This window comes from Halomonas sp. LS-001 (assembly GCF_052983955.1).
Genome location: NZ_CM129816.1, coordinates 3,204,311 through 3,229,714 on the forward strand (window position 1 = coordinate 3,204,311; position 25,404 = coordinate 3,229,714).

Below are 25,404 nucleotides of genomic sequence, written 5' to 3' on the forward strand. Positions count from 1 at the left end.
ATATTTAACAATATAAAGAGGCGGCTTAATGAGAGGTGTGAGGTGTGAGGTGTGAGTAGCAAGGTGATTTAGACATGCGCAAAAAAAGCCAGCACCGTCGGAGACGGGCTGGCTTCTGTTTACTGTGGTAAGCGGCCAATAAAGGCCGCGTTAAGCGATGGGTTTACCTGATAGGTGTGAAAAGGCGGGGTTGTCTACCAGTGCCAACCGGCCCCCACGCCTGCACCGAAGTTATTCTGCGAGTCTCCGGTGACCTTGCCTTGAATAATCCAGCGGCCGTTATCGGAAAGACGGGAAACCCCTACGGAAACCGCAGATTCTCCACCATAGGTACCAGCCCCCACCGCAATCATGCTCTCTCCTGAGCGCCATGCCTGAGGCACGGAACTGGCGGCCAGAGCACTTGCGGTGCCTGCGTTAGCATCACGTTCCACGCTATCCAGGCGGTTGTTGACGTTATTAATTTCCCCCTGGAATTGCTGACCTAGAGCACGCATCTGGCTCATGTTAACGGCATCACCATCCGCTTCACCGGGAGCAAGATTAGACAACCGAGTGCCATTCATATCGATACCGCCCTGAGTCATGCTCGGGCCGCCTTCTATCCGGACACCACTGTTATCCATAGTCGTGTTTCCCGTCGTAATACTGTCAACAGCCAGCTCATTGTTAAGAGTGACCTGAACACCATCTCCTGTGGTACGGGTGGTAATGTTGTCATCACCAGTGATCGCGACAGTATCACCCAGTTGGCGATTTACGACGTCGCCTTCATCGGCGCCAAAATTAAGGCCTTTATCTACCGTTTCGCCAAGATCGGCAATACTGTCGGTATTGGTATTAATCTGGGCTGTATTGCTGGCGATATTGCCCGCATTTTCGTCTATTTTCACCGAATTGCCTGCAATCTGAGTGGTATTACCGGCGATTTTATCGCTGTTACTGGCGATATTGGTCGTATTAGACGCTGTCTGGGTATTGGTTTGATAAAGCTGTCCGCCTGTCACAGCATCGGAACTATCCGGTGATAGTTTACCGTTCGCCACATTGGTGATTGTCGTACCACCATCACCTTCCAGGGTGATAGAACTGGGATCTGTCTCACCATCGTCGTTTTTGTTGTATTGGATACCTTCGCCGCCTGCCAAGATATCCCCTTCCTCAATCTGTGTATTAATATCGGCAACATTGGTTTCAATGCTGTTTACGCGGTTATTCAGCCCTTCCAACACCTGATTGGTGATGTACAGCTGGCTGCCATTTATTGCATCGGTGCTATTGGCGTTAATACGCCCTGCCGCGACGTTGGTCATCGTGCGCTCAGCCCCAGGGCTGCCTACGCTGACCGTGGCCAATGGGCTGATACCGGCAAAGGTATAGGTTTCTCCACCAATCTCAATGGTTGCCGTTCCTACGGCTTCATCTGTGCGGGCACCCTCACCCAATGCGATACTCCCCTGGTGGGCCGCCATCGCCTGATACCCTAGAGCCAGAGAACGGTCGGCACTGGCTTCTGCCTCATAGCCCACGGCTGTCGAGCCTTGCGCCTGAGCAAAGGCATCACTTAGTGGTAAGCCATCATCGTTGGTACGCACGTAGCGAATTCCCTGACCGTTGGCTACATCGCCCACAATATTGGTCACGCTGTTATCCAGGTTCTGCAACCATTCGTTGGTTTCATAGAGTTGAGAGCCATTGATGGCGTCCGTGCTTTGCTCGGAAATTTCCCCAGGTGCCAGATTGGTGATGCCGGTTTCACTGATTTCGGGGCCATCAGCGCCCACTGTCAGGCTGTTATCAATCGTAATATCGCTGGCCAGTGCAAACGTCACCTCCTCACGGCCATTCGAGGTTGCTTGAGTAATGCTCAGGTTGCCATCCTCATTGCGCAGATTGACTTCACCGTTCGGCGCTATATTTTCTGCACTTTGATCCTGCGTGCTCAAGTTCCAGCCCGTGTTGGCTACTTTGCTGACTTCTTCAATGGCCTGGTTAGAGGCAAATAACTGGCTGCCGTTAATCGCATCGGTGCTGGTTTCGCTTACTCGACCTGCTGCCACGTTGGTCAGCGTACGTTCATTGCCTGCACTGCCCACACTCACGGTGCTGTCCGGCGTGGTGCCTGCAAAATTGTAGGTCGTGCCTGCCAGAGTAATATCTGCGGTACCCACCGCTTCGTCAGTGGTGCTGTTACTGCCCAGCGCCACACTCTGATCATGACTCACTGTGGCACCGGCGCCCAGTGCAATGCCCTGCTGCGCTTCGGAACGGGCATTGGTACCCAGCGCCATGCCGTCGGAAAGCAGCACTTCGGCATTGTTACCAATCGCGGTACCGCCGGGGGCCATCTGGCCCACAATCGCGCCGTTACCCATGCCGATGCCGTTGTCGCCATTGGTGACCGTGGTCGGCCCGACTGCAATACTGTCTTCGCCCACTGCCGCGGCATCCGGCTGGGTGGAGTTGGCGCGGAAGTATTTGGTGCCGGATTCCACGACCGACCCCACCGCGCCTTGCAGCTGGCGAACGGTGACAGCGTCCTGCGCCTGGGTACCATCGGCCACATTAGTGATCTGACGGTAGGAGTCGTTATCGCCCACCGAGATCGCACCGAGCAGCTCTTTATCCGTGGTGTTGAATTCAATCGTCGCGCCATTGGCAGGAATAAAACCACTCACGGGTGCCAAGGCACGATCCACCACTGAGCCACTACCTAGCGCCAGACTGTCACGAATCGGCGCACTCGCCCCAAAGCCCATCGCCACCGCGCCATTACCACTGGCACTGGCATCCACGCCACTGGCAATCGCGTTCAGGCCGGTCGCGCCATCGTTGTTGAAGTTGCCACCGATGATGCCGCCGTCATTAACGCTATAGTAGCGGGTGCGGTTGGCATCGAAGTATCTAAGGTTGAGGGCATCCCCTTCATTAACAGGATCGCCCAGGCTGGTGATGGTGTCGCCGCCCATATTGATGCCGTTGTCGTTCAGCGACGGGCCGTTGGTGATGGTGACGCTATCGAAGTCCACATCATCCGCCGTGGCGACCGTGATATCCGTGCCATTGCGAGTGATATCAATGTTTTTACCATCCAGGAACTGGACGGTATCGCCGGGGGCCACATTGGTGGCCACGTCGCCATTGGTCTGTACATCCCAGCCCGTGTTGGCGATATCGCTCACCTGTTTGAGCTGATCTTCACTGGCCGCCTGGCCGGAAGTGAAGTTATCCGGATCAAACGTCGTGTTGCTCAGGTTGTTGATGGTGTCGCCGCCACCTTCGTTAATGGTCACGTTGCCGAACTGCGGCGAATCTGCCATTTCCAGTTTAATCGCGCCGCTGGCCGGGTCTGTCACCGTCCGCAGGTTAGTGCCACTGTAGGTGCCAGCGGCGGTGGCCTCACCGGTAATCGCCAGGGTTTCCCCGAGATTGCGCTGAACATCGCCTGCCGTGGCATCATTGCCGGTGAAACTCATGCCCAGGTTGATCAGGTCGATTTCGGCCTGGTCGACATACTGCTTGTTGGCGGCATCGGTGTTGTTGACCGGATCACCCAGGTTGGTGATGGTGTCGCCATTCATATTGATGCCAGCGTTATTGATCACTGGGCCACCGTTAATGGTAAGGCTGTCGGCCGTCAGGGTTGGTGTCGTCGCCACTTCGATACTGTTGCCCGTCCGCGTGATGGCAATATTGTCGCCCTCGGTGAAGTCAGCGGTTTCGCCGGGGGCGATGTTTTCGCCTGTGGCTTCGCCGTTGGCGGTCAGATTCCAGCCTGCGTTGGCAACATCGCTTACTTGTTTGAGCTGATCTTCACTAGCGGCCTGGCCGGAAGTGAAGTTATCTGGGTCAAACGTCGTGTTGCTCAGGTTATTGATGGTGTCGTTGCCAGCGGTATTAACCGTTACGTTGCCGAACTGCGGAGATGCCACCATGGCCACGCTGATATCCGCACCATTGCGGGTAATTTCGACATTACTGCCATCCAGGAACTGAACCGTATCCCCAGGGGCCACGTTGGTGGCGGTATCGCCGTTGGCCTGAACATTCCAACCCGTGTTGGCCACTTTGCTGACTTCTTCAATGGCCTGGTTGGAGGCAAATAACTGGCTGCCGTTAATCGCATCAGTGCTGGTTTCGCTCACGCGGCCTGCTGCCACGTTGGTCAGCGTGCGTTCATTACCTGCGCTGCCCACACTCACGGTGCTGTCAGGTGTGGTACCTGCGAAGGTGTAGGTGTCACCGGCGATGGTGACGTCACTGGTGCCCACCGCTTCTTCAGTGGTGCTGTTACTGCCCAGCGCTACGCTCTGGTCGTGACTCACCGTGGCACCAGCGCCCAGGGCAATGCCCTGCTGCGCTTCAGAACGGGCATTGGTGCCCAGCGCCATGCCGTCGGAAAGCAGCACTTCGGCATTATTACCAATCGCGGTACCGCCGGGGGCCATCTGGCCGACAATCGCGCCGTTACCCATGCCGATGCCGTTGTCGCCATTGGTGACCGTGGTCGGCCCGACCGCAATGCTGTCTTCGCCCACTGCTGCGGCATCCGGCTGGGTGGAGTTGGCGCGGAAGTATTTGGTGCCGGATTCCACGACCGACCCCACCGCGCCTTGCAACTGGCGAACCGTCACGGCGTCCTGCGCCTCGGTACCATCCGCGACGTTGGTGATCTGACGGTAGGAGTCGTTATCGCCCACCGAGATCGCGCCGAGCAGCTCTTTATCCGTGGTGTTGAATTCAATCGTCGCGCCATTGGCAGGAATAAAACCGCTCACCGGTGCCAATGCACGGTCTACCACTGAGCCGCTACCGAGCGCGAGGCTATCGCGAATCGGCGCACTGGCACCAAAGCCCATGGCCACCGCGCCATCACCGCTGGCCGTGACGTTAACCCCACTGGCAATCGCGTTCAGGCCGGTCGCGCCATCGTTGTTGAAGTTGCCACCGATGATGCCGCCGTCATTAACGCTATAGTAGCGGGTGCGGTTGGCATCGAAGTATCTAAGGTTGAGGGCATCCCCTTCATTAACAGGATCGCCCAGGCTGGTGATGGTATCGCCGCCCATATCGATGCCGCTGTCGTTCAGCGTCGGGCCATTGGTGATGGTGACGCTATCGAAGTCCACATCATCCGCCGTGGCGACCGTGATATCCGTGCCATTGCGAGTAATATCAACGTTCTTGCCATCCAGGAACTGGACGGTATCGCCGGGGGCCACATTGGTGGCCACGTCGCCATTGGTCTGTACATCCCAGCCGGTGTTGGCGATATCGCTCACCTGTTTGAGCTGATCTTCACTGGCGGCCTGGCCGGAAGTGAAGTTATCCGGGTCAAACGTCGTGTTGCTCAGGTTATTGATGGTGTCGTTGCCAGCGGTATTAACCGTTACATTACCGAACTGTGGGGAATCCACTGTGGCAATCTCAATACCGCCCGCCCCGTCATCGCTTAACGCGATATTCTGGCCGGTCACGAAATTGGCGACGTTGTCGTTCTGGTCAATCGTCTTGACCGCTGTGCCGTCAATCTGGGTGACAACTTCCTGCAGCGCAGTATCCGCCAGAATCAGGCTGTCTTTGCTATCTTGGCTGAGGTCTACCGCATAGTCGGTAACGTTGTTGCCATCAGGACCTGTTGGCGTGATTGCCACCGCGTTTGAACCTGCGCTTACCGTAGTACCATCAGCGTTAACTGTATAAATGCTCTGGCCATCCGTACCAGTAGTTTCCACTACGTTGGCAACATTGGTACCCGCCGCCACTTCCGTTTCAGCCGCTTTTAATTGACTGACATTGACGGCATCGCCATCAGCAACACCATCACCCAGATTGGTGATGACATTGCCGCCCATATTGATACCAGCGTTATTGATCACTGGGCCACCGTTAATGGTAAGGCTGTCGGCCGTCAGGGTTGGTGTCGTCGCCACTTCGATACTGTTACCCGTCCGCGTGATGGCAATATTGTCACCCTCGGTGAAGTCAACGGTTTCGCCGGGGGCGATGTTTTCGCCTGTGGCTTCGCCATTGGCAGTCAGATTCCAGCCTGCGTTGGCAACATCGCTTACTTGTTTGAGCTGATCTTCACTGGCGGCCTGGCCGGAAGTGAAGTTATCCGGATCAAAGGTGGTGTTGCTCAGGTTGTTGATGGTGTCGTTGCCAGCGGTATTAATCGTTACATTACCGAACTGTGGAGAATCCACCATGGCCACGCTGATATCCGCACCATTGCGGGTAATTTCGACGTTGCTGCCATCCAGGAACTGGACGGTATCTCCAGGGGCGACATTGGTGGCGGTATCGCCGTTGGCCTGAACATTCCAGCCCGTGTTGGCCACTTTACTGACTTCTTCAATGGCTTGATTGGAGGCAAATAACTGGCTGCCGTTAATCGCATCGGTGCTGGTTTCGCTCACGCGACCTGCTGCCACGTTGGTCAGCGTGCGTTCATTGCCTGCGCTGCCCACACTCACGGTGCTGTCCGGCGTGGTACCGGCAAAATTGTAGGTCGTGCCTGCCAGCGTGACATCTGCGGTACCCACCGCTTCGTCAGTGGTGCTGTTACTGCCCAGCGCCACGCTCTGGTCGTGGCTGACCGTGGCACCGGCGCCCAGGGCAATACCCTGCTGCGCTTCGGAGCGGGCATTGGTGCCCAGCGCCATGCCGTCGGAAAGCAGCACTTCGGCATTGTTACCAATCGCGGTACCGCCGGGGGCCATCTGGCCGACAATCGCGCCGTTACCCATGCCGATGCCGTTGTCGCCATTGGTGACCGTGGTCGGGCCGACTGCAATGCTGTCTTCGCCCACCGCTGCCGAATCCGGCTGGGTGGAGTTGGCACGGAAGTATTTGGTGCCGGATTCCACGACCGACCCCACCGCGCCTTGGAGCTGGCGAACGGTGACGGCGTCCTGCGCCTGGGTACCATCGGCCACATTAGTGATCTGACGGTAGGAGTCGTTATCGCCCACCGAGATCGCGCCTAGCAGCTCTTTATCCGTAGTATTGAATTCAATCGTCGCGCCATTGGCAGGAATAAAACCGCTCACCGGCGCCAGAGCACGGTCCACCACTGAGCCGCTGCCTAGCGCCAGGCTATCGCGAATCGGGGCACTCGCCCCAAAGCCCATGGCCACCGCGCCATCACCACTGGCAATGGCATCCACGCCACTGGCAATGGCGTTCAGGCCCGTGGCGCCGTCGTTGTTGAAGTTGCCACCGATGGTGCCGCCGTCATTAACGCTGTAGTAGCGGGTCCGGTTGGCGTCGAAGTACCTGAGATTAAGGGCATCCCCTTCATTAACGGGATCGCCCAGGTTGGTGATGGTGTCGCCGTCCATATCGATGCCGTTGTCGTTCAGCGTCGGGCCGTCGGTGATGTTGACGCTATCGAAGTCCACATCATCCGCCGTGGCGACCGTGATATCCGTGCCATTGCGAGTGATATCAACGTTCTTGCCATCCAGGAACTGGACGGTATCGCCGGGGGCCACATTGGTGGCCACGTCGCCGTTGGTCTGTACATCCCAACCCGTGTTGGCGATATCGCTCACCTGCTTGAGCTGATCTTCACTGGCGGCCTGGCCGGAAGTGAAGTTATCCGGATCAAAGGTGGTGTTGCTCAGGTTGTTGATGGTGTCACCACCACCTTCGTTAATGGTCACGTTGCCGAACTGTGGCGAATCTGCCATTTCCAGCTTGATGGCACCACTGGCCGGGTCTGTCACCGTCCGCAGGTTGGTGCCGCTGTAGGTGCCAGCGGCGGTGGCCTCACCGGTAATCGCCAGGGTTTCCCCGAGATTGCGCTGAACATCGCCTGCCGTGGCGTCATTGCCGGTAAAACTCATGCCGAGGTTGATCAGATCGGTTTCGGTCTGGTCGACATACTGCTTGTTGGCGGCATCAGTGTTGTTGACCGGATCACCCAGGTTGGTAATGGTGTCGCCGTTCATATTGATGCCGTTATCGTTCAGTGTCGGGCCGTTGGTGATGGTGACGCTATCAAAATCCACATCATCCGCCGTGGCGACCGTGATATCCGTGCCGTTACGAGTGATATCAACGTTCTTACCATCCAGGAACTGGACGGTATCGCCGGGGGCCACATTGGTGGCCACGTCGCCGTTGGTCTGTACATCCCAACCCGTGTTGGCGATATCGCTCACCTGCTTGAGCTGATCTTCACTGGCGGCCTGGCCGGAAGTGAAGTTATCCGGATCAAACGTCGTGTTGCTCAGGTTGTTGATGGTGTCGCCGCCACCTTCGTTAATGGTCACGTTGCCGAACTGCGGCGAATCTGCCATCTCCAGCTTGATGGCACCACTGGCCGGGTCTGTCACCGTCCGCAGGTTGGTGCCGCTGTAGGTGCCAGCGGCGGTGGCCTCACCGGTAATCGCCAGGGTTTCCCCGAGATTGCGCTGAACATCGCCTGCCGTGGCGTCATTGCCGGTGAAACTCATGCCGAGGTTGATCAGGTCGGTTTCGGTCTGGTCGACATACTGCTTGTTGGCGGCATCGGTGTTGTTGACCGGGTCACCGAGGTTGGTGATGGTATCGCCGCCCATATCGATGCCGTTATCGTTCAGCGTCGGGCCGTTGGTGATGGTAACGCTATCGAAGTCCACATCATCCGCCGTGGCAACCGTGATATCCGTGCCGTTACGAGTGATAGCGATATTCTTGCCATCAAGGAACTGAACCGTATCGCCAGGGGCCACGTTGGTGGCGGTATCGCCGTTGGCCTGAACATTCCAGCCTGTGTTGGCCACTTTGCTGACTTCTTCAATCGCTTGATTGGAGGCAAATAACTGACTGCCGTTAATCGCATCAGTGCTGGTTTCGTTCACGCGGCCTGCTGCCACATTCGTCAGCGTACGTTCATTGCCCGCACTGCCCACACTTACGGTGCTGTCCGGCGTGGTGCCTGCGAAGGTGTAAGTGTCACCGGCGATAGTGACGCTACTGGTGCCAACCGCTTCCTCAGTGGTGCTGTTACTGCCCAGCGCCACGCTCTGGTCGTGACTCACCGTGGCACCGGCACCCAGAGCAATGCCCTGCTGCGCTTCGGAACGGGCATTGGTACCCAGCGCCATGCCATCGGAAAGCAGCACTTCGGCATTGTTACCAATCGCGGTACCGCCGGGGGCCATCTGGCCGACAATCGCGCCGTTACCCATGCCGATGCCATTGTCGCCATTGGTGACCGTGGTCGGGCCTACCGCAATGCTGTCTTCGCCCACTGCCGCGGCATCCGGCTGGGTGGAGTTGGCCCGGAAGTATTTGGTGCCGGATTCCACGACCGACCCCACCGCGCCTTGCAGCTGGCGGACGGTGACGGCGTCCTGCGCCTGGGTACCATCAGCGACGTTGGTGATCTGGCGGTAGGAGTCGTTATCACCCACCGAGATCGCGCCTAGCAGCTCTTTATCCGTGGTGTTGAATTCGATGGTGGCCGAGCCCGCCGGAATAAAGCCGGAATCCGGGGCCAGAGCACGGTCCACCACTGAGCCGCTGCCAAGCGCGAGGCTGTCACGAATCGGCGCACTCGCCCCAAAGCCCATGGCCACCGCGCCATCACCGCTGGCACTGGCATCCACGCCACTGGCAATCGCGTTCAGGCCGGTCGCGCCGTCGTTGTTGAAGTTACTACCGATGGTGCCACCGTCATTAACGCTGTAATAGCGGGTGCGGTTTTCGTCAAAGTATCTGAGATTGAGGGCATCCCCTTGATTAACGGGGTCGCCCAGGTTGGTGATGGTATCGCCACCCATATCGATGCCGCTGTCGTTCAGCGTCGGGCCATTGGTGATATTGATAGTGTCAACATCAATCGTATCCGCCAGGTCATACACAATTTCGTTGTCGCGCACCGTGGCAACCAGGTTACCGTCATCGTTGGTATAGTTGACGGTTTCCCCGAGTCTAACGGTGTCATCTGCCCCGTTATCAGCGGCGATATTGAAACCGGTATCAATCACACTGAACAGCTGACTGCCGTTGATAGCATCCGTACTGGTGTTTGTGATACGCCCGGCAGCAACATTGGTGATTTGTCGTTCAGCCCCAGCACTTCCCACGCTGACAACGCTGGTGGGAGCACTACCAGCAAAGCCACCATACGTCGTGCTGCCAACTGTCGCTTGAGACACCGGCGAGGCAGCGGCGGTTTGCGAACCGCTACCCAAGGCAACATCACCTTCGCTGGCAGCGGCTTGTGCACCACTACCCAAAGCAACGGCGTAGTTCTGATTGGCGTTCGCACCACCTCTACCTGCAGCACCATAACCCCCAATAGCAATGGCACCGGTGCCGGTAGCATTCGCTGCATCGGCAGCGGTCCCTCCTCCCAGCGCGATGGACCCTTGCCCCTGAGCATTAGTGGCACGACCAATTGCCGTTGAAAAACGGGTATTGGCGGTAGAATCCGCTCCCATGGCCAGACTGTTTTCGGCAGCAGAGGTGGCATTTTCACCTAAGGCAAAACTGTTGGCGCCCTGCGCCTTGGATGCATAGCCAATGGCGGTTGAGCCAGAACCGGTAGCGGCGGCAGATGTACCCACGGCAGTGGCATTGTCTTCGGTGGCACTGGCTGCCACACCGGCTGCCATGGCATTGGCACCCGTGGCACCGTCATTATTAAAGTTGGCTTGATTCGTGGGTACATCATTAACGCTATAGTAGCGAACACGATTATCATCGACATACTGTCTGTTCGCAGCATCAGTATTGTTGATCGGATCTCCCAGGTTGGTGATGGTATCGCCGCCCATATCAATGCCGTTATCGTTTAACGTCGGGCCGTTGGTGATGTTGATACTGTCGAAGTTTACATCATCCGCCGTGGCGACCGTGATATCCGTGCCGTTACGAGTGATATCAATGTTTTTACCATCCAGGAACTGGACCGTGTCACCGGGAGCCACATTGGTGGCCGCGTCGCCGTTGGTCTGTACATCCCAACCCGTATTGGCAATATCGCTCACCTGCTTGAGCTGATCCTCACTGGCAGCCTGGCCGGAAGTGAAGTTATCCGGATCAAAGGTGGTGTTGCTCAGGTTGTTGATGGTGTCGCCATTCGCGGTGTTAATCGTCACATTACCGAACTGTGGAGAATCCACTGTGGCAATCTCGATGCCACCCGCCCCGTCATCGCTTAACGCGATATTCTGGCCAGTGACGAAATTGGCAACGTTGTCGTTCTGATCAATCGTCTTGACCGCTGTGCCGTCAATCTGGGTGACAACTTCCTGCAACGACGTGTCGGCCAGGCCCAAGCTATCTTTAGTGGCCTGATTCAGGGCCACTGCGTAGTCGGTGACATTGTTGGCATCCGGGCCAGCGGGCGTGACATCCACACCGTCTCCGGCACTGACACTCGCCCCATTGGCGTCGATTTCGTAGATGTCCTGGCCATCTGCGCCGGTGGTTTGATTCACGCTGGCGATATTGGTGCCGCCGGTGACCTCGGTCTTCGAGGCCGCCGCCGCAGCATCCAGCTGATCCACGTTGACCGCATCAGTGCCAAGGGCGCCGGGCGCTACATTGGAGATGGAGGTGTTGCCCGCATCAATGCCCGCCGCGTCAATGCTGACCGGGCCTGCCGTCAGGGTGTCGGTCTGTACATCGGTGAAGATAACGTTGTCGGCCGTGGCAACGGTAATGTCCTTGTCGTTGCGGGTAATCTCGATGTTCTGACCATTGAGGAACTGTACCGTATCTCCCGGTGCGACATTTGAAGATGCATCGCCATTGGTCTGCACATCCCAGCCGGTATTGGCCACATCGCTGACCAGCTTGAGCTGATCTTCCGTTGCCGCCTGGCCAGAGGTGAAGTTGTTCGGGTCGAACGTGAGATTACTCAGCTCATTGATGGTCGCCCCACCGCCGGTATTGACCGTGATATCGCCAAACTGCGGCTGGTCGGTCATGACGATTTCGAGCGTATCCGTGCCATCTCCTTGGGTGGTGATATTGGTATTGCCACTGGCATCGGCACCACCGACGATATTGACCTGCTCACCCAGCTTGCGATCAAAGCCCGTGCCCGCATCACCCGCAAAGGTCAGCGGCGTTGTCGCCTGCTCATTGACTGCCTTCAGCTGGCTCACGTTGACCGCATCGGTATCAGTTGCACCAGCGGCAACGTTGGTGATACGGCGCTCGTCACCGGCGCTACCTACTGAAGCTTCACTATCCGCTGTAGGTGCTGCGACGGCAATCGGGTTGCCATCAATATCCAGAGGCTGGTAGGCCGCTGTTCCAAGCGTGCTACCATCTGCAATTGAGCCAGAGCCCAGTGCAACACTACCATCGCTGGATACATCAGCACCTTTACCCAGTGCAACGCCGTTTATCCCGCCGAATGTCGAGGTTTTAGCGCCATCACCGATAGCCACATTGCCTGAGCCATTAGTTTGAGTATTACTACCAATGGCAACTTCACCTTGGCCAAAGGTCGTGGCATTGTCGCCAATAGCGACTTGCCCAGGCCCGAATGTTTGCGTTGTGGCACCGTTACCCATCGCCACTGAATTGTCACTAGCTGCTGTAGCATTAGTGCCTGCGGCTAGTGCGTTAACACCTGTAGCACCGTCGTTATCATAATTGCCTTGGATGGTGCCATTGTCGTTGACGCTGTAGTAACGAGTGCGGTTTTCATCAAAGTAATCAAGATTAACCGCATCCCCCCCATTCACAGGGTCGCCCAGATTGGTGATGGTATCGCCACCCATATCAATGCCGTTGTCATTGAGGGTGGGGCCGTTGTTGATCGTCAGGCTGTCAGCGATAAGATCGGCGCTAGTGGCAATTTCAATCGCGCCGCCGTCGTCGCTCAGTTCAATGTTCTGGCCGCTGATAAAATTGGCGACGTTATCGTTCTGGTCGATCGTTTTAACGTCGACACCGTCAACCTGGGTGATCACTTCCTGCAGCGAGGTGTCGGCCAGCGTCAGGCTGTCCTTGGTGGCCTGGTTAAGCGCCACTTCATAATCGGTGACGTTGTTGGCATCCGGGCCAGCGGGGGTGACATCCACTCCGTCTCCGGCACTGACACTCGCCCCATCGGCGTCGATTTCGTAGATGTCCTGGCCATCTGCGCCGGTGGTCTTATTCACGCTGGCGATATTGGTACCGCCGGTGACTTCGGTCTTTGAGGCGGCAGCGGCAGTATCCAGCTGGCTCAGGTTGACCGCATCCTGCGGATTCACCCCATCGGCAACATTGCTGATGGTGGTGTTACCGGCATCCATGCCCGCCGCGTCAATGCTGACCGGCCCTGCGGTCAGGGTGTTGGTCTGTACATCGGTAAAAATGACGTTGTCCAGGGTGGCGACTTCAATGCCGTCTGCTCCGTCATCACTGAGCGCAATGTTCTTGCCTGAGACGAAGTTGGCGTTGTTATCCCCTTTCGTCAGGGTTTTAACATCCGTGCCGTCAACCTGGGTCACCACTTCCTGCAGCGAGGTGTCGGCCAGCGTCAAGCTGTCCTTGGTGGCCTGGTTAAGCGCCACTTCATAATCGGTGACGTTGTTGGCATCCGGGCCAGCGGGCGTGACATCCACCCCGTCTCCAGCACTGACACTCGCGCCATTCGCATTGACGGTGTAGATGGTTCCACCATCGGGATTTTCGCTTGCCGTCACATCGGCAATATTCGTGCCCGCAGCAACGTCAGACTGTGCAGCAATCAGCTGACTGACGTTGACGGCATCATCATCCTCAGTACCGGCGGCTACACTGGTAATCTGACGGCTTCCCACATCAACCGCCGCGCGGGTTGCTATCGTATTATTGATAGCGGTGGTATCAGCCGCTGTCGCGCCAAAAGGAATGTAGCCATTGATACCTGCAGCGGTATCCGCTATTGAACCAGAGCCTAATGCGACGCTCTGATCCAGTGTAGCTTCAGAAAAACTACCTATAGCAGTGGATTGAATACCAGTAGCCGTGGTTTCGGCACCAAAAGCGGCTGAATAATCATCTAACGCCCATGCGCCACGGCCAAAGGCCGTTGAGCTTAAACCGAGTGAATCTGATGCTGTACCAATTGCCAGTGCATCCTGCCCTGTGGCTTCGGCTTGATCACCCGCCGCAAAAGATTGCAGGCCGCTTGCGATGGAATCTCGCCCAATGACGACAGCCCCTTCACCGGAAGCCGTATTGCGATTACCTAAGGCTAAAGCATCTATACTGCTAACCGTATTAGTATTACCCACAACACGACTGCCATCTGCCGCTGCTGTCAGAGTATTGTCATTACCAAAGGCGCCGGCATTATCTGCATCAATGGTGTTGTCGTTACCCAGGGCATAACTACCTGTACCCGTAATAATATTAGGGTCACCAATGGCACCTGATCCTACTCCGGACACCTCATTTTCGAAACCAATACTTATGCTTTGTGCGCCTGAAGCAATCGCCCCTTTACCCATAGCAATGGCATTGGTAGCAGACGCTTCAGCATCAATCCCCATCGCAATAGCGTTTTCGGCAGAAGCTTCAGCTAAGCTACCTATTGCAATCGTATCATTCCCACTTGCGCGGGCATCAAAACCCTGAGCAATGGCACCACGCCCTGCTGCAATGGCAGGTGCATAAGCAGCCGGAGAAATAGCGATTGAAACATTACCGATCGCCTGTGCGCCGGCACCTATAGCAGTCCCAGTATTCGTAGTTGCCCCTATATCCTGGCCTGCTACGGCATCGTGCCCAATAGCCGTCCCTGCAATGGCTTGTGAACCTGCTCCCACAGCAGTCGTTGGTAAATCATCACCCAATGTATATCCATTTGGGTTACTAGCGCCGTCTAATGCATCAACTGATACGACGATGTCTCGTGCGATAGCATCACCACCAATAGCAATAGCATTGTTAGCGGTAGCTTCGGCGTCTTCACCAATCGCCAGTGCACTTAGTCCGTCTGAAAAACTCCTGGTACCAATGGCCAATGCACTTATCCTGGTTGCCTGAGCCGAGGTACCAAACGCGATCGAGTCATCCCCCTTAGCCTGGGTATTATCAACAAGCTCCTGAGCATTATTGGAGAAACTACCTATCGCCAACGCCCCCTCCCCACTGGCTGACGCTGAGGCGCCAAACGCCAGAGAATATTCGCCGGTCGCGGTTGATGCAGGACCAAAGGCCATGCTGTATGTCGCTGCTGCGGCACTCTGGTAGCCGATGGCAGTGGAGCGAAGCCCTGTTGCATAAGCCGCCGGGCCAAATGCTAAAGCGGAGGCTTCAGTAGCTTTAGACTGACCACCAAAGGCCATGGAGTTGCCACCACTGGCTGTGCTATTGGGGCCTAATGCCGACGCCCCAAAAGCCGCATTGGCACCACCACCGATCGCCATTGCGGGGTTACCCACGCCATCAATCGTCGCTTCCAGAACCCCATTAGCATCCTGGCGGATATGCGCAAAGACGCCGCCAGTTGACGCCGTTGCACCTGAGCCAATTGCGATGCCGTTTATCGCCTCGTAGGTCGCTTGAGCACCTATCGCAACACCACCTTCCAAAGTGGCTTGCGAGCCTCTGCCTATGGCAATTGTGTCAGCTGCAGACGCATTTGCATTACTGCCAAAGGCTATTGCGAAAGCGGCACAGGCCGTTGATCCCTGGCCAATAGCATGACGCGACGCATTACCATTACAGTCATCCCCTCCGTTCAGCTCAAAAGCTTGTGCCGTCAATGACCCAGAAGTAGCGGCGACCGCGCTAACGATAAAGGCGAGCCGAGGCAGCCAGCTACTAGAAGGGGGTACGCAGCACTTAACTGACCACGGCACAACCACTGGGGTAACGCCAACCTCTATTTCGGTAACCGAGGATTTGCTACGCGAACGAGCAGCTTCTGATGTCACAACCAGACGACCCAAGGTGCGATTCCAGACAAGACGAAAAATATTGTTCATTGCTTTTATCTCCGTGGCGCATCTGACTCTCTGGCCCACCAGCGTCAGTAAAATCACGCAAGAAAGTGGATAGTCGAAGCCTAAACAACTTCTTAAGATATAATAATTTACAATTATTGTTAGAAAATTAGCACACCCTTAAAAAAGATGCCAAATTTTTAAACAATGTAAAACAGATGGAAGGATCATGGCCCGAAAAATCGCCTCAGGCAGCCACAAGAAGAGAGAAAAACACTTAAAACATTGTTAATAAAAGAAAAAAATAAAAATGACACATATTTCTTTTACTAAGCATGCTCATCGTTAACGTTAAGAGGGAGCGTTGAACTGAAAAATCGGAACAGTGGCGAGAAAAGAATGAAACGTGTATGTTGTCGAAAATGAGTGAAATGAAGTAACAAACCCAAGTAGTTAGCCAGCTATGTAAGAAGCTCTTCTGATATGTATACATTTACAGCTCTGGAGAGCTTATCCGTTGAAATCCGATAGTCTAACCGAGATTAAATAGACTCTATGCTCACGAGCACCATCAGCCGTTAATGCCGGAAATCATTAAAAACAATTAACCAAAAGCACAACTACTAGGACACTTACTTGTCATAAGGAACATAGCTCGCTCACTGTAGTCAGACATGAGCTGTTTAACCGCCTATAATCTGGTCTATACTCTGGGGTGAGAAGAAAAGAACGAGTGTTTTAATGCATGCTGCCTGTAATGGCGTGCGATACGATAAGATACATACAGCTTTCATCAGACTGACTTGGAAATAACCCTATGCGCATTGCAGTTGTAGAGGATGACACCGTGGTGCTTGAGCGCATTAACAAAGCGCTGCTCGATGGTTTTGAAGAAAGAGGCATCAAAGCCAACATCACGTCGTTCGAATCCGGCAAAGCCTTTATCCGCATTGCCAGTCGAGAGACTTTTGATCTGGTGTTTCTGGATTGGCACCTGCCTGACGGTACTGGCATAGGGCTGCTGGACTGGATGAAAAAATATCTGGAAGCACTACCTGCGGTTGTAATAGTGACCCAGCGCCAGGAAGAAAGCGATATTATCGAAGCGCTCAATGCCGGCGCGGATGACTTTATCAGTAAGCCCTTTCGCCCACGTGAGCTGGCCGCGAGAGCTTACGCAGCAACACGCCGACGCTCCCTGCGCACCTCTGCAACGGCGCAACAGAGTGAACTAGAGTTCGGGCGTATCAAGCTCAACTCCAACCGTGAAGTTGCTTATGTGGATGGCGAGGAAGTTGCCCTGACACGGCAGGAGTTCCGTCTGGCATTCTTGCTTCTCAACCAGCTGGGTAGCCCCCTGTCACGCTCTTATTTATATGAATACGTGTGGGGACGTAGCAATGATCCCAACACACGGACACTGGATGTCCATATTCACCGGGTACGCAAAAAGCTCAAGCTGACGTCGGAACATGGTTGGAACCTGGTATCTGTCTACGGCTATGGCTATCGCTTACAGACGATTGACGAACCGGAAGCAGAGACCAAGGAAGATTAAACAAGCGGTTGCGGTGAGAGCTGATCCTTGACCCGCACCAGACGCAAACACCCCCTTGATCATCGCATGGTGATCAAGGGGGTGTTTTGCTTTCTGATGACGGGTTAGGTTGGAAAGTGTATCCCCAGACGTTTACCCACTTCTTCATACGCTTCAATAACTCCGCCTAACCCTTGGCGGAAACGGTCTTTATCCATTTTCTCCCGAGTTTTTGCATCCCATAGTCGGCAACCGTCCGGAGAGAATTCATCGCCCAGAATAATCTGCCCCTTGAAAAGACCAAATTCCAGTTTGTAATCAACCAGAAGCATGTCGCCTTCAGCAAATAACTGCTTGAGCACATGATTGACCTTAAATGTCAGGTCCTTCATTTTACTTAACTGCTCTGGCGTCGCCCAGCCGAATGTCTCTGCCAGCGACTCATTGATCATCGGGTCGCCCTGTGCATCGTTTTTCAAAAACAGCTCGAAGGTCGGCGGTGTCAGTGCCATGCCCTCTTCTACCCCGAGACGTTTTACCAGACTACCGGCAGCGATGTTGCGTATTACGCACTCCACAGGAATCATTTCCATCCGTTTGACCAGGCTTTCTGTCTCGGACAGGCGTTTTTCAAAGTGAGTGGAAATACCCGCCTCTTCCAGACGCGCCATGATGAAGGCATTAAAAACATTGTTAACCATGCCTTTACGTGCCAACGCCTCTTTTTTGAGGCCATTATAGGCACTGGTATCATCACGAAAATGCATGACCAGAAGATCAGGGTCATCAGTGGTATAAACGGATTTTGCCTTACCGGCATATAGCTCTTGACGCTTTTCCATGGAGGCTCCAAAGGGCGAGGAATCTTGATGTATCGGTTAAATCACTCAATGAACCGTCATATCACAGAGCGTTACGAACTAGCGTAGATAGCCCGCAATGCGCTCCAGCAGCTCACGTTGGTCATCAGGTGTAAATGCCCGTTCGCTTTCATTAACGGCTCGCAACACGGTCTGGTCGCCGCGACTCTCCAGTGCTAAGCGGATTTCCTGTGACATCTGACGAACATCCGCACTGAATACGATTTGCAACGGATTACGGTTACGCTCGCTCAACGTCATATAGTTAACCAGAAACGTATAATCATCCGCATTGGCCGCAAGCAGGTTACGCTCATTTTCAACGGTAAAATCCTGCTGAATGAAATGATTGATTTCAGCCCATACGCGATCAACCGGCTGAGGAATGACTACCTCCCAGTTTTCATTTTGCTGACGGAAAGCTAAGGACTCACCTTCATCAATCCGCTGCGCCTGCCAGGAGGCCGCACTGGCAGTAGCACTGCGGCCATCAAGATAGCTCTGCAGCGCCTCGAGGCAGCCTTCCGAAACCCGGCCCCCTTGCTCACAGCGCACTTCACTGCTGCCCGAGCGTAACGCACGCTGTAGAGTGAACTGACCCTGATCCGTATCGATGCGGCCACGAGCGGCATCAAATGCCGTGACATTCAAACCACGGCTACGCACAAAACCTTCAAGCTGAGGCCAGACGTCAGCAGGCGCGGCATCGACAACCAGCCAAGTCTGATCGCCCACTTCACGACGCTCGACATACTCCGCCTCCATGCTGCCGCCGACTCGCATGGCCTGTGGTGGACGCACCTCCGCTGGCCCATCTGATGAACCAACACTTCCGGCGCGGGGGATTGGCAGTGCATCACCGTAGCGTCGAACGTCACGCGTATCCGGGAGCATCAACGGTTCACCCGGCTCGATATCGGCGTAATCCAGATTACGGTCATGGTAGAAACCATCGCGCGCGCAGCCTGACACAACCATAGCGGTTGCCAGTGCCAGCGGTATCCATCTAAGCGCACGTTTTTCAAGCACAGAACTCATCATGCCACCTTAACGTTTAACAGTAAGGACCGGACACACTCCAGCACTGGCTGGCGTAAAACATGCCAGGATCGCTGTTTATCTGAAGATTGTGTCACTTGTTCATTCTTCGACGACGCCAGCCAGCTGCATGGCTTCATTCACTGTGGCGTGATATTTCTCGGACAGCCAGGTTAATGGCAAACGAATACCTTTGTCTGCGTAGCCCATTCGATTCAGCGCCCATTTAACAGGAATCGGATTGGATTCAATCCCCAGATTGGTGTGCAGTGGCATTAAACGCGTATTGAGCTGGTGGGCTTTGTCAGCATCACCGTTAACAGCGGCCAAACATAGCTCATGCATCGCTTTAGGGGCGACGTTGGCGGTCACCGAAATGTCGCCATGCCCACCCATCAGCATGAAGTCACAGGCAGTCGCGTCATCACCGGAATAAAGCATGAAATCACTGCCCTTGAGGCGAGCGATCAGATCTTCGGCACGTTCAAGGTTGCCGGTAGCGTCTTTCAGACCAATGATATTATCGACGTCAGCTAGACGCAGCACGGTTTCATTATAAAGATCCGCCACCGTACGCCCCGGCACGTTATACAGAATAACGGGCAGTTTGCTGCCTTCAGCCACCGCCTTGAAGTGCTGGTATAAGCCTTCCTGGGTCGGTTTATTGTAATACGGGCACACGGACAGACAGTAATCTGCGCCAACCTCACCGGCATAGCGCGCCAGTTCGACTGCTTCGGAAGTCGCATTGGCACCGGTTCCGGCAATGACAGGAATCCGGCCGTTAACTTCCTCTACCACGCTGCGAATGACGTCAAAGTGCTCGGCAAACGACATGGTCGTGGGTTCGCCTGTCGTCCCTGCCGCCACAATCGCGTCAGTGCCGTTGTCGAGATGAAAGTTCACCAGACGACGAAGCGCCTCCCAATCGATGTCGCCATTGACTTTCATCGGCGTCGCAAGGGCGACGATGCTGCCTGTGATCATCCGTTTATTCCTCAGCTGCAAAAATGATATGTGCGTCACACGTGACGGGGTGTTGTTCTTTGAACTGTTCTTTGAACTGTTCTTTGAACCGTCTCAACCAAATCGTTCCATTGTAACGACACCATGGCGTATCGGCTATTCTACATCGATTCTCGCCTTCACGGGAATGATGCTGGCTATTCCCCCTTGCCCTGCAGTGATTTAGTCTGGTGGTTGTCAATATTTACATGCCCACCAGGAGTCCATCATGAGCGTCACTCTGAATCAGCCAGTCAGCGATTTTTCTGCACAGGCAACCGGCGATAAAACCATGACACTTTCCGAGCTGCGTGGTCAGCAGGTTGTGGTTTATTTTTATCCCAAGGCAAGTACGCCGGGCTGCACTACCGAAGGCGGTGATTTCCGTGACCGCAAGGAACAGTTTGACGCCGCCGATACAGTGATCATCGGCGTTTCCCGCGATGGCATTCGCGCCCAGGAAAACTTCAAAGCCAAGCAGGACTTCAATTTCGACCTGATATCCGATAAGGATGAAACGGTCTGTCAGCTATTTGATGTCATCAAACTCAAAAAGATGTATGGCAAAGAACATCAGGGTATTGAACGTAGCACTTTTCTGATTGATCGGGAGGGCAACCTTGCCGAGGAATGGCGTGGCGTGAAAGTGCCCGGCCACGTAGATGAAGTGCTGGCTGCCGCTCAAGCGCTTGATGCCAGGAAGTAACGATAAGACAGAAGAAGAGAGGGAAATTGACATCCGGTGGTAAGTCACGACGATTGTCCACCACCGGATATCATTCAGGATCAGAGCTGAGGGTTTGCTGATTCAGATTCTACTGCTCGGGCCGCCTCGCGTTCATGAAGTCCACGTGGCCATGCAAAAACCAACGCCTTGAGTAAGGTGGCCAGTGGAATAGCAAAGAAGATTCCCCAGAATCCCCAGATTCCTCCAAAAAACAACACTGCCACAATGATCGAGACGGGATGCAGGTTAACGGCTTCCGAAAACAGCACCGGCACCAGCACGTTGCCATCCAATGCCTGAATAACCCCATAGGCAATCAATACGTAAGCAAACTGATCACTGATACCAAAATGAAAGCCTGCAACCGCTGCCACTGGCAACGTCGCTACCGCGGCGCCAATATAGGGCACGAGAACGGAAAAGCCGACCAGCACAGCCAGTAGCGCCGAATAAGGCAGACCAAAAAATGCAAAGGTGAAAAACGCCACGCTGCCGACAATCATGATTTCGATAAACTTGCCACGAATATAGTTAGCAATCTGCGCATCCATTTCTTCCCAGATACGTGTCAGCAATTTACGTTTCTGTGGCAACAGAGACAGCGTAAATCCCACCAGCACCTCGCGATCCTTGAGCATAAAGAAGACCAGGATCGGCACCAGCACCAGATAAATGATCAGCGCCATGATGTTGCCCAGCGACGCCAGCGAAAGCGTGAGGGCGCGCTGCCCTAACTGGCTGATTTCGCGGCTGGCAACCCCGATCCAGTTCTGCATCTGATCGGGGGTGATCAGGTTAGGATAACGTGCCTGCAGCTCATCCAGCCAACTCTGACCACTGGCAAACATACGGGGTGTTTCCTGCACAAGCCCGACCATCTGGTTCCAGATCAATGGCATCAGAATAAACGCCAGGGTCAGCAGTGCGCTGATAAACGCCAGGAACACGACCACCACTGCGATCAGATGTGGCACTCGCCGACGCGTGAGAGCACTCACAGCGCCCTGTAACAGAAAGGCCACCACCAATGCGGTGAGAAACGGGGCCAACATTCTCCCCAGCCAGATAACGACGGCAAATCCGGCCACCAGCACCAGCAGAAGTGTCAGTGCTTCTTCATCGGAAAGGTAACGTTCAACCCAGCCTTTTATGATAGTACGCATGGTCATGTAGCGCGGCTCCCGGCCTTGCGAATCCAGTAATAGTAAATATCTTCACGCTGCTCACGCGCCTCCAGCGTGTGATCACTCTGTTCGGTGAAAGATGCCATATCACGCCACGACCCCGCATCTGTCGACCGCACTTCCAAAAGCTGCCCTGCGCCAAGGCTGGCCAGTGCCTGCTTGGCTTTCAGTAGTGGTAACGGACAGTGCAACCCGCAGGCATCCAGCATGGCATCCGGCGATAGATTCCCCATTGGTTCGGTTTTCGGCTGTTCGGACATGTCTCCCCCTCACACGGCTGCAATATTTCGCTATTGTGGCATAAACACGTTGTACACGTGGTGATGGCATAACGTCCTTCACTCTATTGAGGGAAGATGATAATCGTGTTGCCATGCCCCAACGCCGTCATGATTATGGATGAAGCTTGCGATTTAACGGCACTTCCCCCCTTGAATCAATGTCACAGTGCAAGGAAACACCCATCGCTTCGCCAATGCATTTTTATTTTTTCACCGCGATTCATGCTCATGCAAGAGGACGCCATGCCACTTTTCTGTCGCCATAGCACTCGCTGGTTGTGCATCCTTTCTCTGACTGCCAGCACATTACTGGCCAGTGCTGGTAGTCTTGCGCAGACGGATTATCGGCTGCCGACCTTGCGCTCAAGTACCGATATCGTGAGCAATGAAGAGGTTCGACTAGGGCATGCCTGGTTGCGCCAGTTTCGTGCCCGGGTACCCGAATGGCAGGATCCGATTACTCACTACTATCTTGATCGCCTGATGGCTCGTCTGGCACCTCACAGTCAGATCGGCGGGCTAGACACGCTAACCATCATGGTCGATAGCCCATCATTGAATGCGTTTGCCGTGCCGGGTGGCATTATCGGGGTGAACACCGGGCTTTTTGCGTTTGCCGAAGATGAAGGCGCCTTTGCTTCTGTCCTTGCTCATGAGATGGGGCACCTCTCACAACGTCACTATGCACGCGGCAGCGCGCGCGCCGAACAAACTCAAATTCCCGCCATGGCAGGTATGCTGGCAGGGTTGCTGCTGGCGGCCAGTGGCGCCGGAGAAGCGGGCATGGCAGCAGCCATGGGCTCGCAGGCCGCCGTGATTCAGGATCAGCTGGCCTACTCACGGCGCTTTGAAGAAGAAGCCGACCGGGTTGGATTACAAACCCTGGCGGCAGCTGGCTACGACCCACAGTCAATGGTCAGGATGTTCCGTTCGATGCTTCACATGGCACGCTTACAGGGCGGCACGCCGCCTGAATTCCTGCTCTCGCACCCCATCACTGATAATCGCTTGAGCGACACTCAGACCCGTGCGGCTCAGCTTAACGTCAGCGACTTGCGTGAGAACAACCTCCTCTACGCCATGATGCGTAGCCGTGCTTTACTGCATATTCACACCCAAAACCCTCAAAATGCCTTGACCCGCCTAAAGGAAACCACCGTGGACCCGGATGCGGTGGCGTATCTTGAAGCCTTGATCATGGCACACAACGATCAAACGGATCAGGCGTTGCAGACACTGGACCGCCTGGCTCGCAAGCATCCCGACTTTACGGCGCTCTCAGCATCAGCGGCGAGTGTTGCCTTTGAGGCGCGTCGCTATGAAGATGCCGTGTCACGCAGCCAGCGGATATTGCGCCTGATACCTGACTACCTGCCTGCACGCCTGATCATCGCCGAAGCCGAGCTACAGCGAGACCCCGAGGCTGCCTTTGCGCAGCTGCGCGATATTACGGCGAGCCATCCGGATATGCCTTACGGTTTTAATCTGCTGGCTGATGCTGCTGGTCGCAGTGGCCGTAACGGCTGGGGCCATCTGGCACGCGCTGAATACCTGCAATTGACGGGCCGTATTGACCGAGGCATTCAGCAACTGGCCATCGCCCGTGATGCCGCGGAACAGGAAGGTGATCGAAATGTGCTGGCTAGAATCGAGCAACGCCGAGAAGCGTTTATCAGCTATCGCGAAGCGCTGGAAAAGTTTTAGCCGCACGCTTCAGCGACTCCCTGACAAAACGACTCTTTTAGAGCGCCCCTTACAGAACGACTTTTTAGAACGACTTTTATAAAAACAAACAAGGCCACCCTTGGTGGGTGGCCTTGGCAAGTGCTTTAAAAACGTTTCAGGGCGACGTGGTCAGACGTTGAAATTCAGCATGCGTTCCAGGGGTTTCAGTGCCTGCTGACGAAGCGTTTCACCCACCAACACTTCGCCGCTACCTTCACGCAGAGCGCCTGCCAGATTATCCAGCGCATTCATCGCCATCCAGGGGCAATGGGCGCAACTACGGCAGGTGGCACCATTACCCGCAGTGGGCGCTTCGAACAGGGCTTTGTCGGGTACGGCCTGTTGCATTTTGAAGAAGATACCGCGATCCGTCGCCACGATCATCTTGTCGTTGGGCAGCGTTTTTGCAGCCTTGATCAATTGTGAGGTGGAACCGGCGACATCCGCCAACTTAACCACGGACTCAGGCGATTCAGGGTGCACCAGGACAGCAGCGTCCGGGTGGAGACGCTTCAGGTCTTCAATCCCCTTGGCCTTGAACTCTTCATGCACAATACAGGCACCGTCCCACATCAACATATCGGCCCCTGTTTTCTTCTGGATATAGCCGCCCAGATGCTTGTCAGGTGCCCAGAGAATTTTCTCCCCTTTGGCCTGCAGGTGTTCAATCACCTCGACAGCGATGGACGATGTCACCACCCAGTCAGCGCGCGCTTTGACTGCCGCTGATGTATTGGCATAGACAACCACTGTTCGGTCAGAGTGTTGATCGCAGAAAGCGCTGAACTCGTCCGCCGGGCACCCCACATCCAATGAGCAGGTGGCTTCCAGCGTGGGCATCAGAACACGCTTTTCAGGCGAAAGAATTTTCGCCGTTTCGCCCATGAAGCGCACCCCCGCCACTACCAGGGTGGTGGCATCGTGACGCGCGCCAAAGCGTGCCATTTCCAGTGAGTCAGCTACGCAGCCACCGGTTTCTTCTGCCAACTGCTGAATGGCATCGTCGGTGTAGTAATGCGCGACCAGTACGGCATTGTGCGCTTTAAGCAGTTGCTTGATTTCAGCAACCCGCGTCTGGTCTTCTGCAGGAATTCGCGTAGGGCAGTAGGCACTGGGTAGCGAAGTATCCAATGCCGCTTGAGAAGTCATAATCGTCATCGTGTCTACCACTG

At 55.1% G+C, this 25,404-nt stretch carries 10 protein-coding genes; 3 read left to right on the forward strand and 7 right to left on the reverse strand.

The window, feature by feature from the left end; translation table 11 throughout:
* Positions 1 to 194 precede the first annotated feature (194 nt).
* Positions 195 to 15,917, reverse strand: a complete 15,723-nt coding sequence (locus ACU6TU_RS14220; RefSeq protein ID WP_447142048.1) for a YadA-like family protein — start codon at positions 15,915 to 15,917, stop codon at positions 195 to 197.
* 775 nt (positions 15,918 to 16,692) lie between these two features.
* Here ACU6TU_RS14220 and ACU6TU_RS14225 point away from each other — a divergent pair.
* Positions 16,693 to 17,433 carry a response regulator transcription factor gene (locus ACU6TU_RS14225; RefSeq protein WP_447142049.1) on the forward strand — a complete coding sequence of 247 codons (741 nt, stop codon included), beginning with the start codon at positions 16,693 to 16,695 and terminating at the stop codon, positions 17,431 to 17,433.
* Positions 17,434 to 17,537: 104 nt separating this feature from the next.
* Here ACU6TU_RS14225 and purC read toward each other — a convergent pair whose 3' ends face one another.
* The 3 genes from purC to dapA form a co-directional block, all read right to left on the reverse strand.
* Entirely contained in the window at positions 17,538 to 18,254 is a 717-nt protein-coding gene (gene purC / locus ACU6TU_RS14230) for a phosphoribosylaminoimidazolesuccinocarboxamide synthase (protein ID WP_447142050.1), read from the reverse strand.
* 78 nt (positions 18,255 to 18,332) lie between these two features.
* On the reverse strand, positions 18,333 to 19,310 hold the full coding sequence (locus ACU6TU_RS14235) for a lipoprotein, NlpB (RefSeq protein WP_447142051.1): 978 nt from the start codon (positions 19,308 to 19,310) through the stop codon (positions 18,333 to 18,335).
* Positions 19,311 to 19,412: 102 nt separating this feature from the next.
* Complete coding sequence (gene dapA / locus ACU6TU_RS14240; protein WP_447142052.1) at positions 19,413 to 20,297, reverse strand: 4-hydroxy-tetrahydrodipicolinate synthase; 885 nt, start codon at positions 20,295 to 20,297, stop codon at positions 19,413 to 19,415.
* Between the two features lie 247 nt (positions 20,298 to 20,544).
* On the opposite strand from dapA, the gene ACU6TU_RS14245 reads away from it, so the two are divergent.
* Complete coding sequence (locus ACU6TU_RS14245; protein WP_447142053.1) at positions 20,545 to 21,021, forward strand: peroxiredoxin; 477 nt, start codon at positions 20,545 to 20,547, stop codon at positions 21,019 to 21,021.
* Positions 21,022 to 21,101: 80 nt separating this feature from the next.
* Here the strand turns inward: ACU6TU_RS14245 and ACU6TU_RS14250 are convergent, their stop codons facing one another.
* Together ACU6TU_RS14250 and ACU6TU_RS14255 are read right to left on the reverse strand one after the other, a co-directional pair.
* Entirely contained in the window at positions 21,102 to 22,211 is a 1,110-nt protein-coding gene (locus tag ACU6TU_RS14250; RefSeq protein WP_447142054.1) for an AI-2E family transporter, read from the reverse strand.
* Entirely contained in the window at positions 22,208 to 22,486 is a 279-nt protein-coding gene (locus ACU6TU_RS14255) for a sulfurtransferase TusA family protein (protein ID WP_447142055.1), read from the reverse strand. Before ACU6TU_RS14255 ends, ACU6TU_RS14250 begins: the two co-directional genes overlap by 4 nt.
* A gap of 264 nt (positions 22,487 to 22,750) precedes the next feature.
* On the opposite strand from ACU6TU_RS14255, the gene ACU6TU_RS14260 reads away from it, so the two are divergent.
* The gene (locus ACU6TU_RS14260) at positions 22,751 to 24,211 is read left to right on the forward strand and encodes a M48 family metalloprotease (protein WP_447142056.1); all 1,461 of its coding nucleotides are present in this window, start codon (positions 22,751 to 22,753) and stop codon (positions 24,209 to 24,211) included.
* Positions 24,212 to 24,361: 150 nt separating this feature from the next.
* Here the strand turns inward: ACU6TU_RS14260 and nadA are convergent, their stop codons facing one another.
* Positions 24,362 to 25,390: a quinolinate synthase NadA gene (gene nadA, locus ACU6TU_RS14265; protein ID WP_447142057.1), complete on the reverse strand. Its 1,029-nt coding sequence runs from the start codon at positions 25,388 to 25,390 to the stop codon at positions 24,362 to 24,364.
* Between the last annotated feature and the right edge of the window lie 14 nt (positions 25,391 to 25,404).

Coding starts and splice junctions, on each gene's coding strand:
- ACU6TU_RS14235 (WP_447142051.1), bottom strand. CDS start 19,310: ATGAGTTCTGTGCTTGAAAAACGTGCGCTTAGATGGATACCGCTGGCA.
- ACU6TU_RS14225 (WP_447142049.1), top strand. CDS start 16,693: ATGCGCATTGCAGTTGTAGAGGATGACACCGTGGTGCTTGAGCGCATT.
- dapA (WP_447142052.1), bottom strand. CDS start 20,297: ATGATCACAGGCAGCATCGTCGCCCTTGCGACGCCGATGAAAGTCAAT.
- ACU6TU_RS14255 (WP_447142055.1), bottom strand. CDS start 22,486: ATGTCCGAACAGCCGAAAACCGAACCAATGGGGAATCTATCGCCGGAT.
- ACU6TU_RS14250 (WP_447142054.1), bottom strand. CDS start 22,211: ATGACCATGCGTACTATCATAAAAGGCTGGGTTGAACGTTACCTTTCC.
- ACU6TU_RS14260 (WP_447142056.1), top strand. CDS start 22,751: ATGCCACTTTTCTGTCGCCATAGCACTCGCTGGTTGTGCATCCTTTCT.
- purC (WP_447142050.1), bottom strand. CDS start 18,254: ATGGAAAAGCGTCAAGAGCTATATGCCGGTAAGGCAAAATCCGTTTAT.
- nadA (WP_447142057.1), bottom strand. CDS start 25,390: ATGACGATTATGACTTCTCAAGCGGCATTGGATACTTCGCTACCCAGT.
- ACU6TU_RS14220 (WP_447142048.1), bottom strand. CDS start 15,917: ATGAACAATATTTTTCGTCTTGTCTGGAATCGCACCTTGGGTCGTCTG.
- ACU6TU_RS14245 (WP_447142053.1), top strand. CDS start 20,545: ATGAGCGTCACTCTGAATCAGCCAGTCAGCGATTTTTCTGCACAGGCA.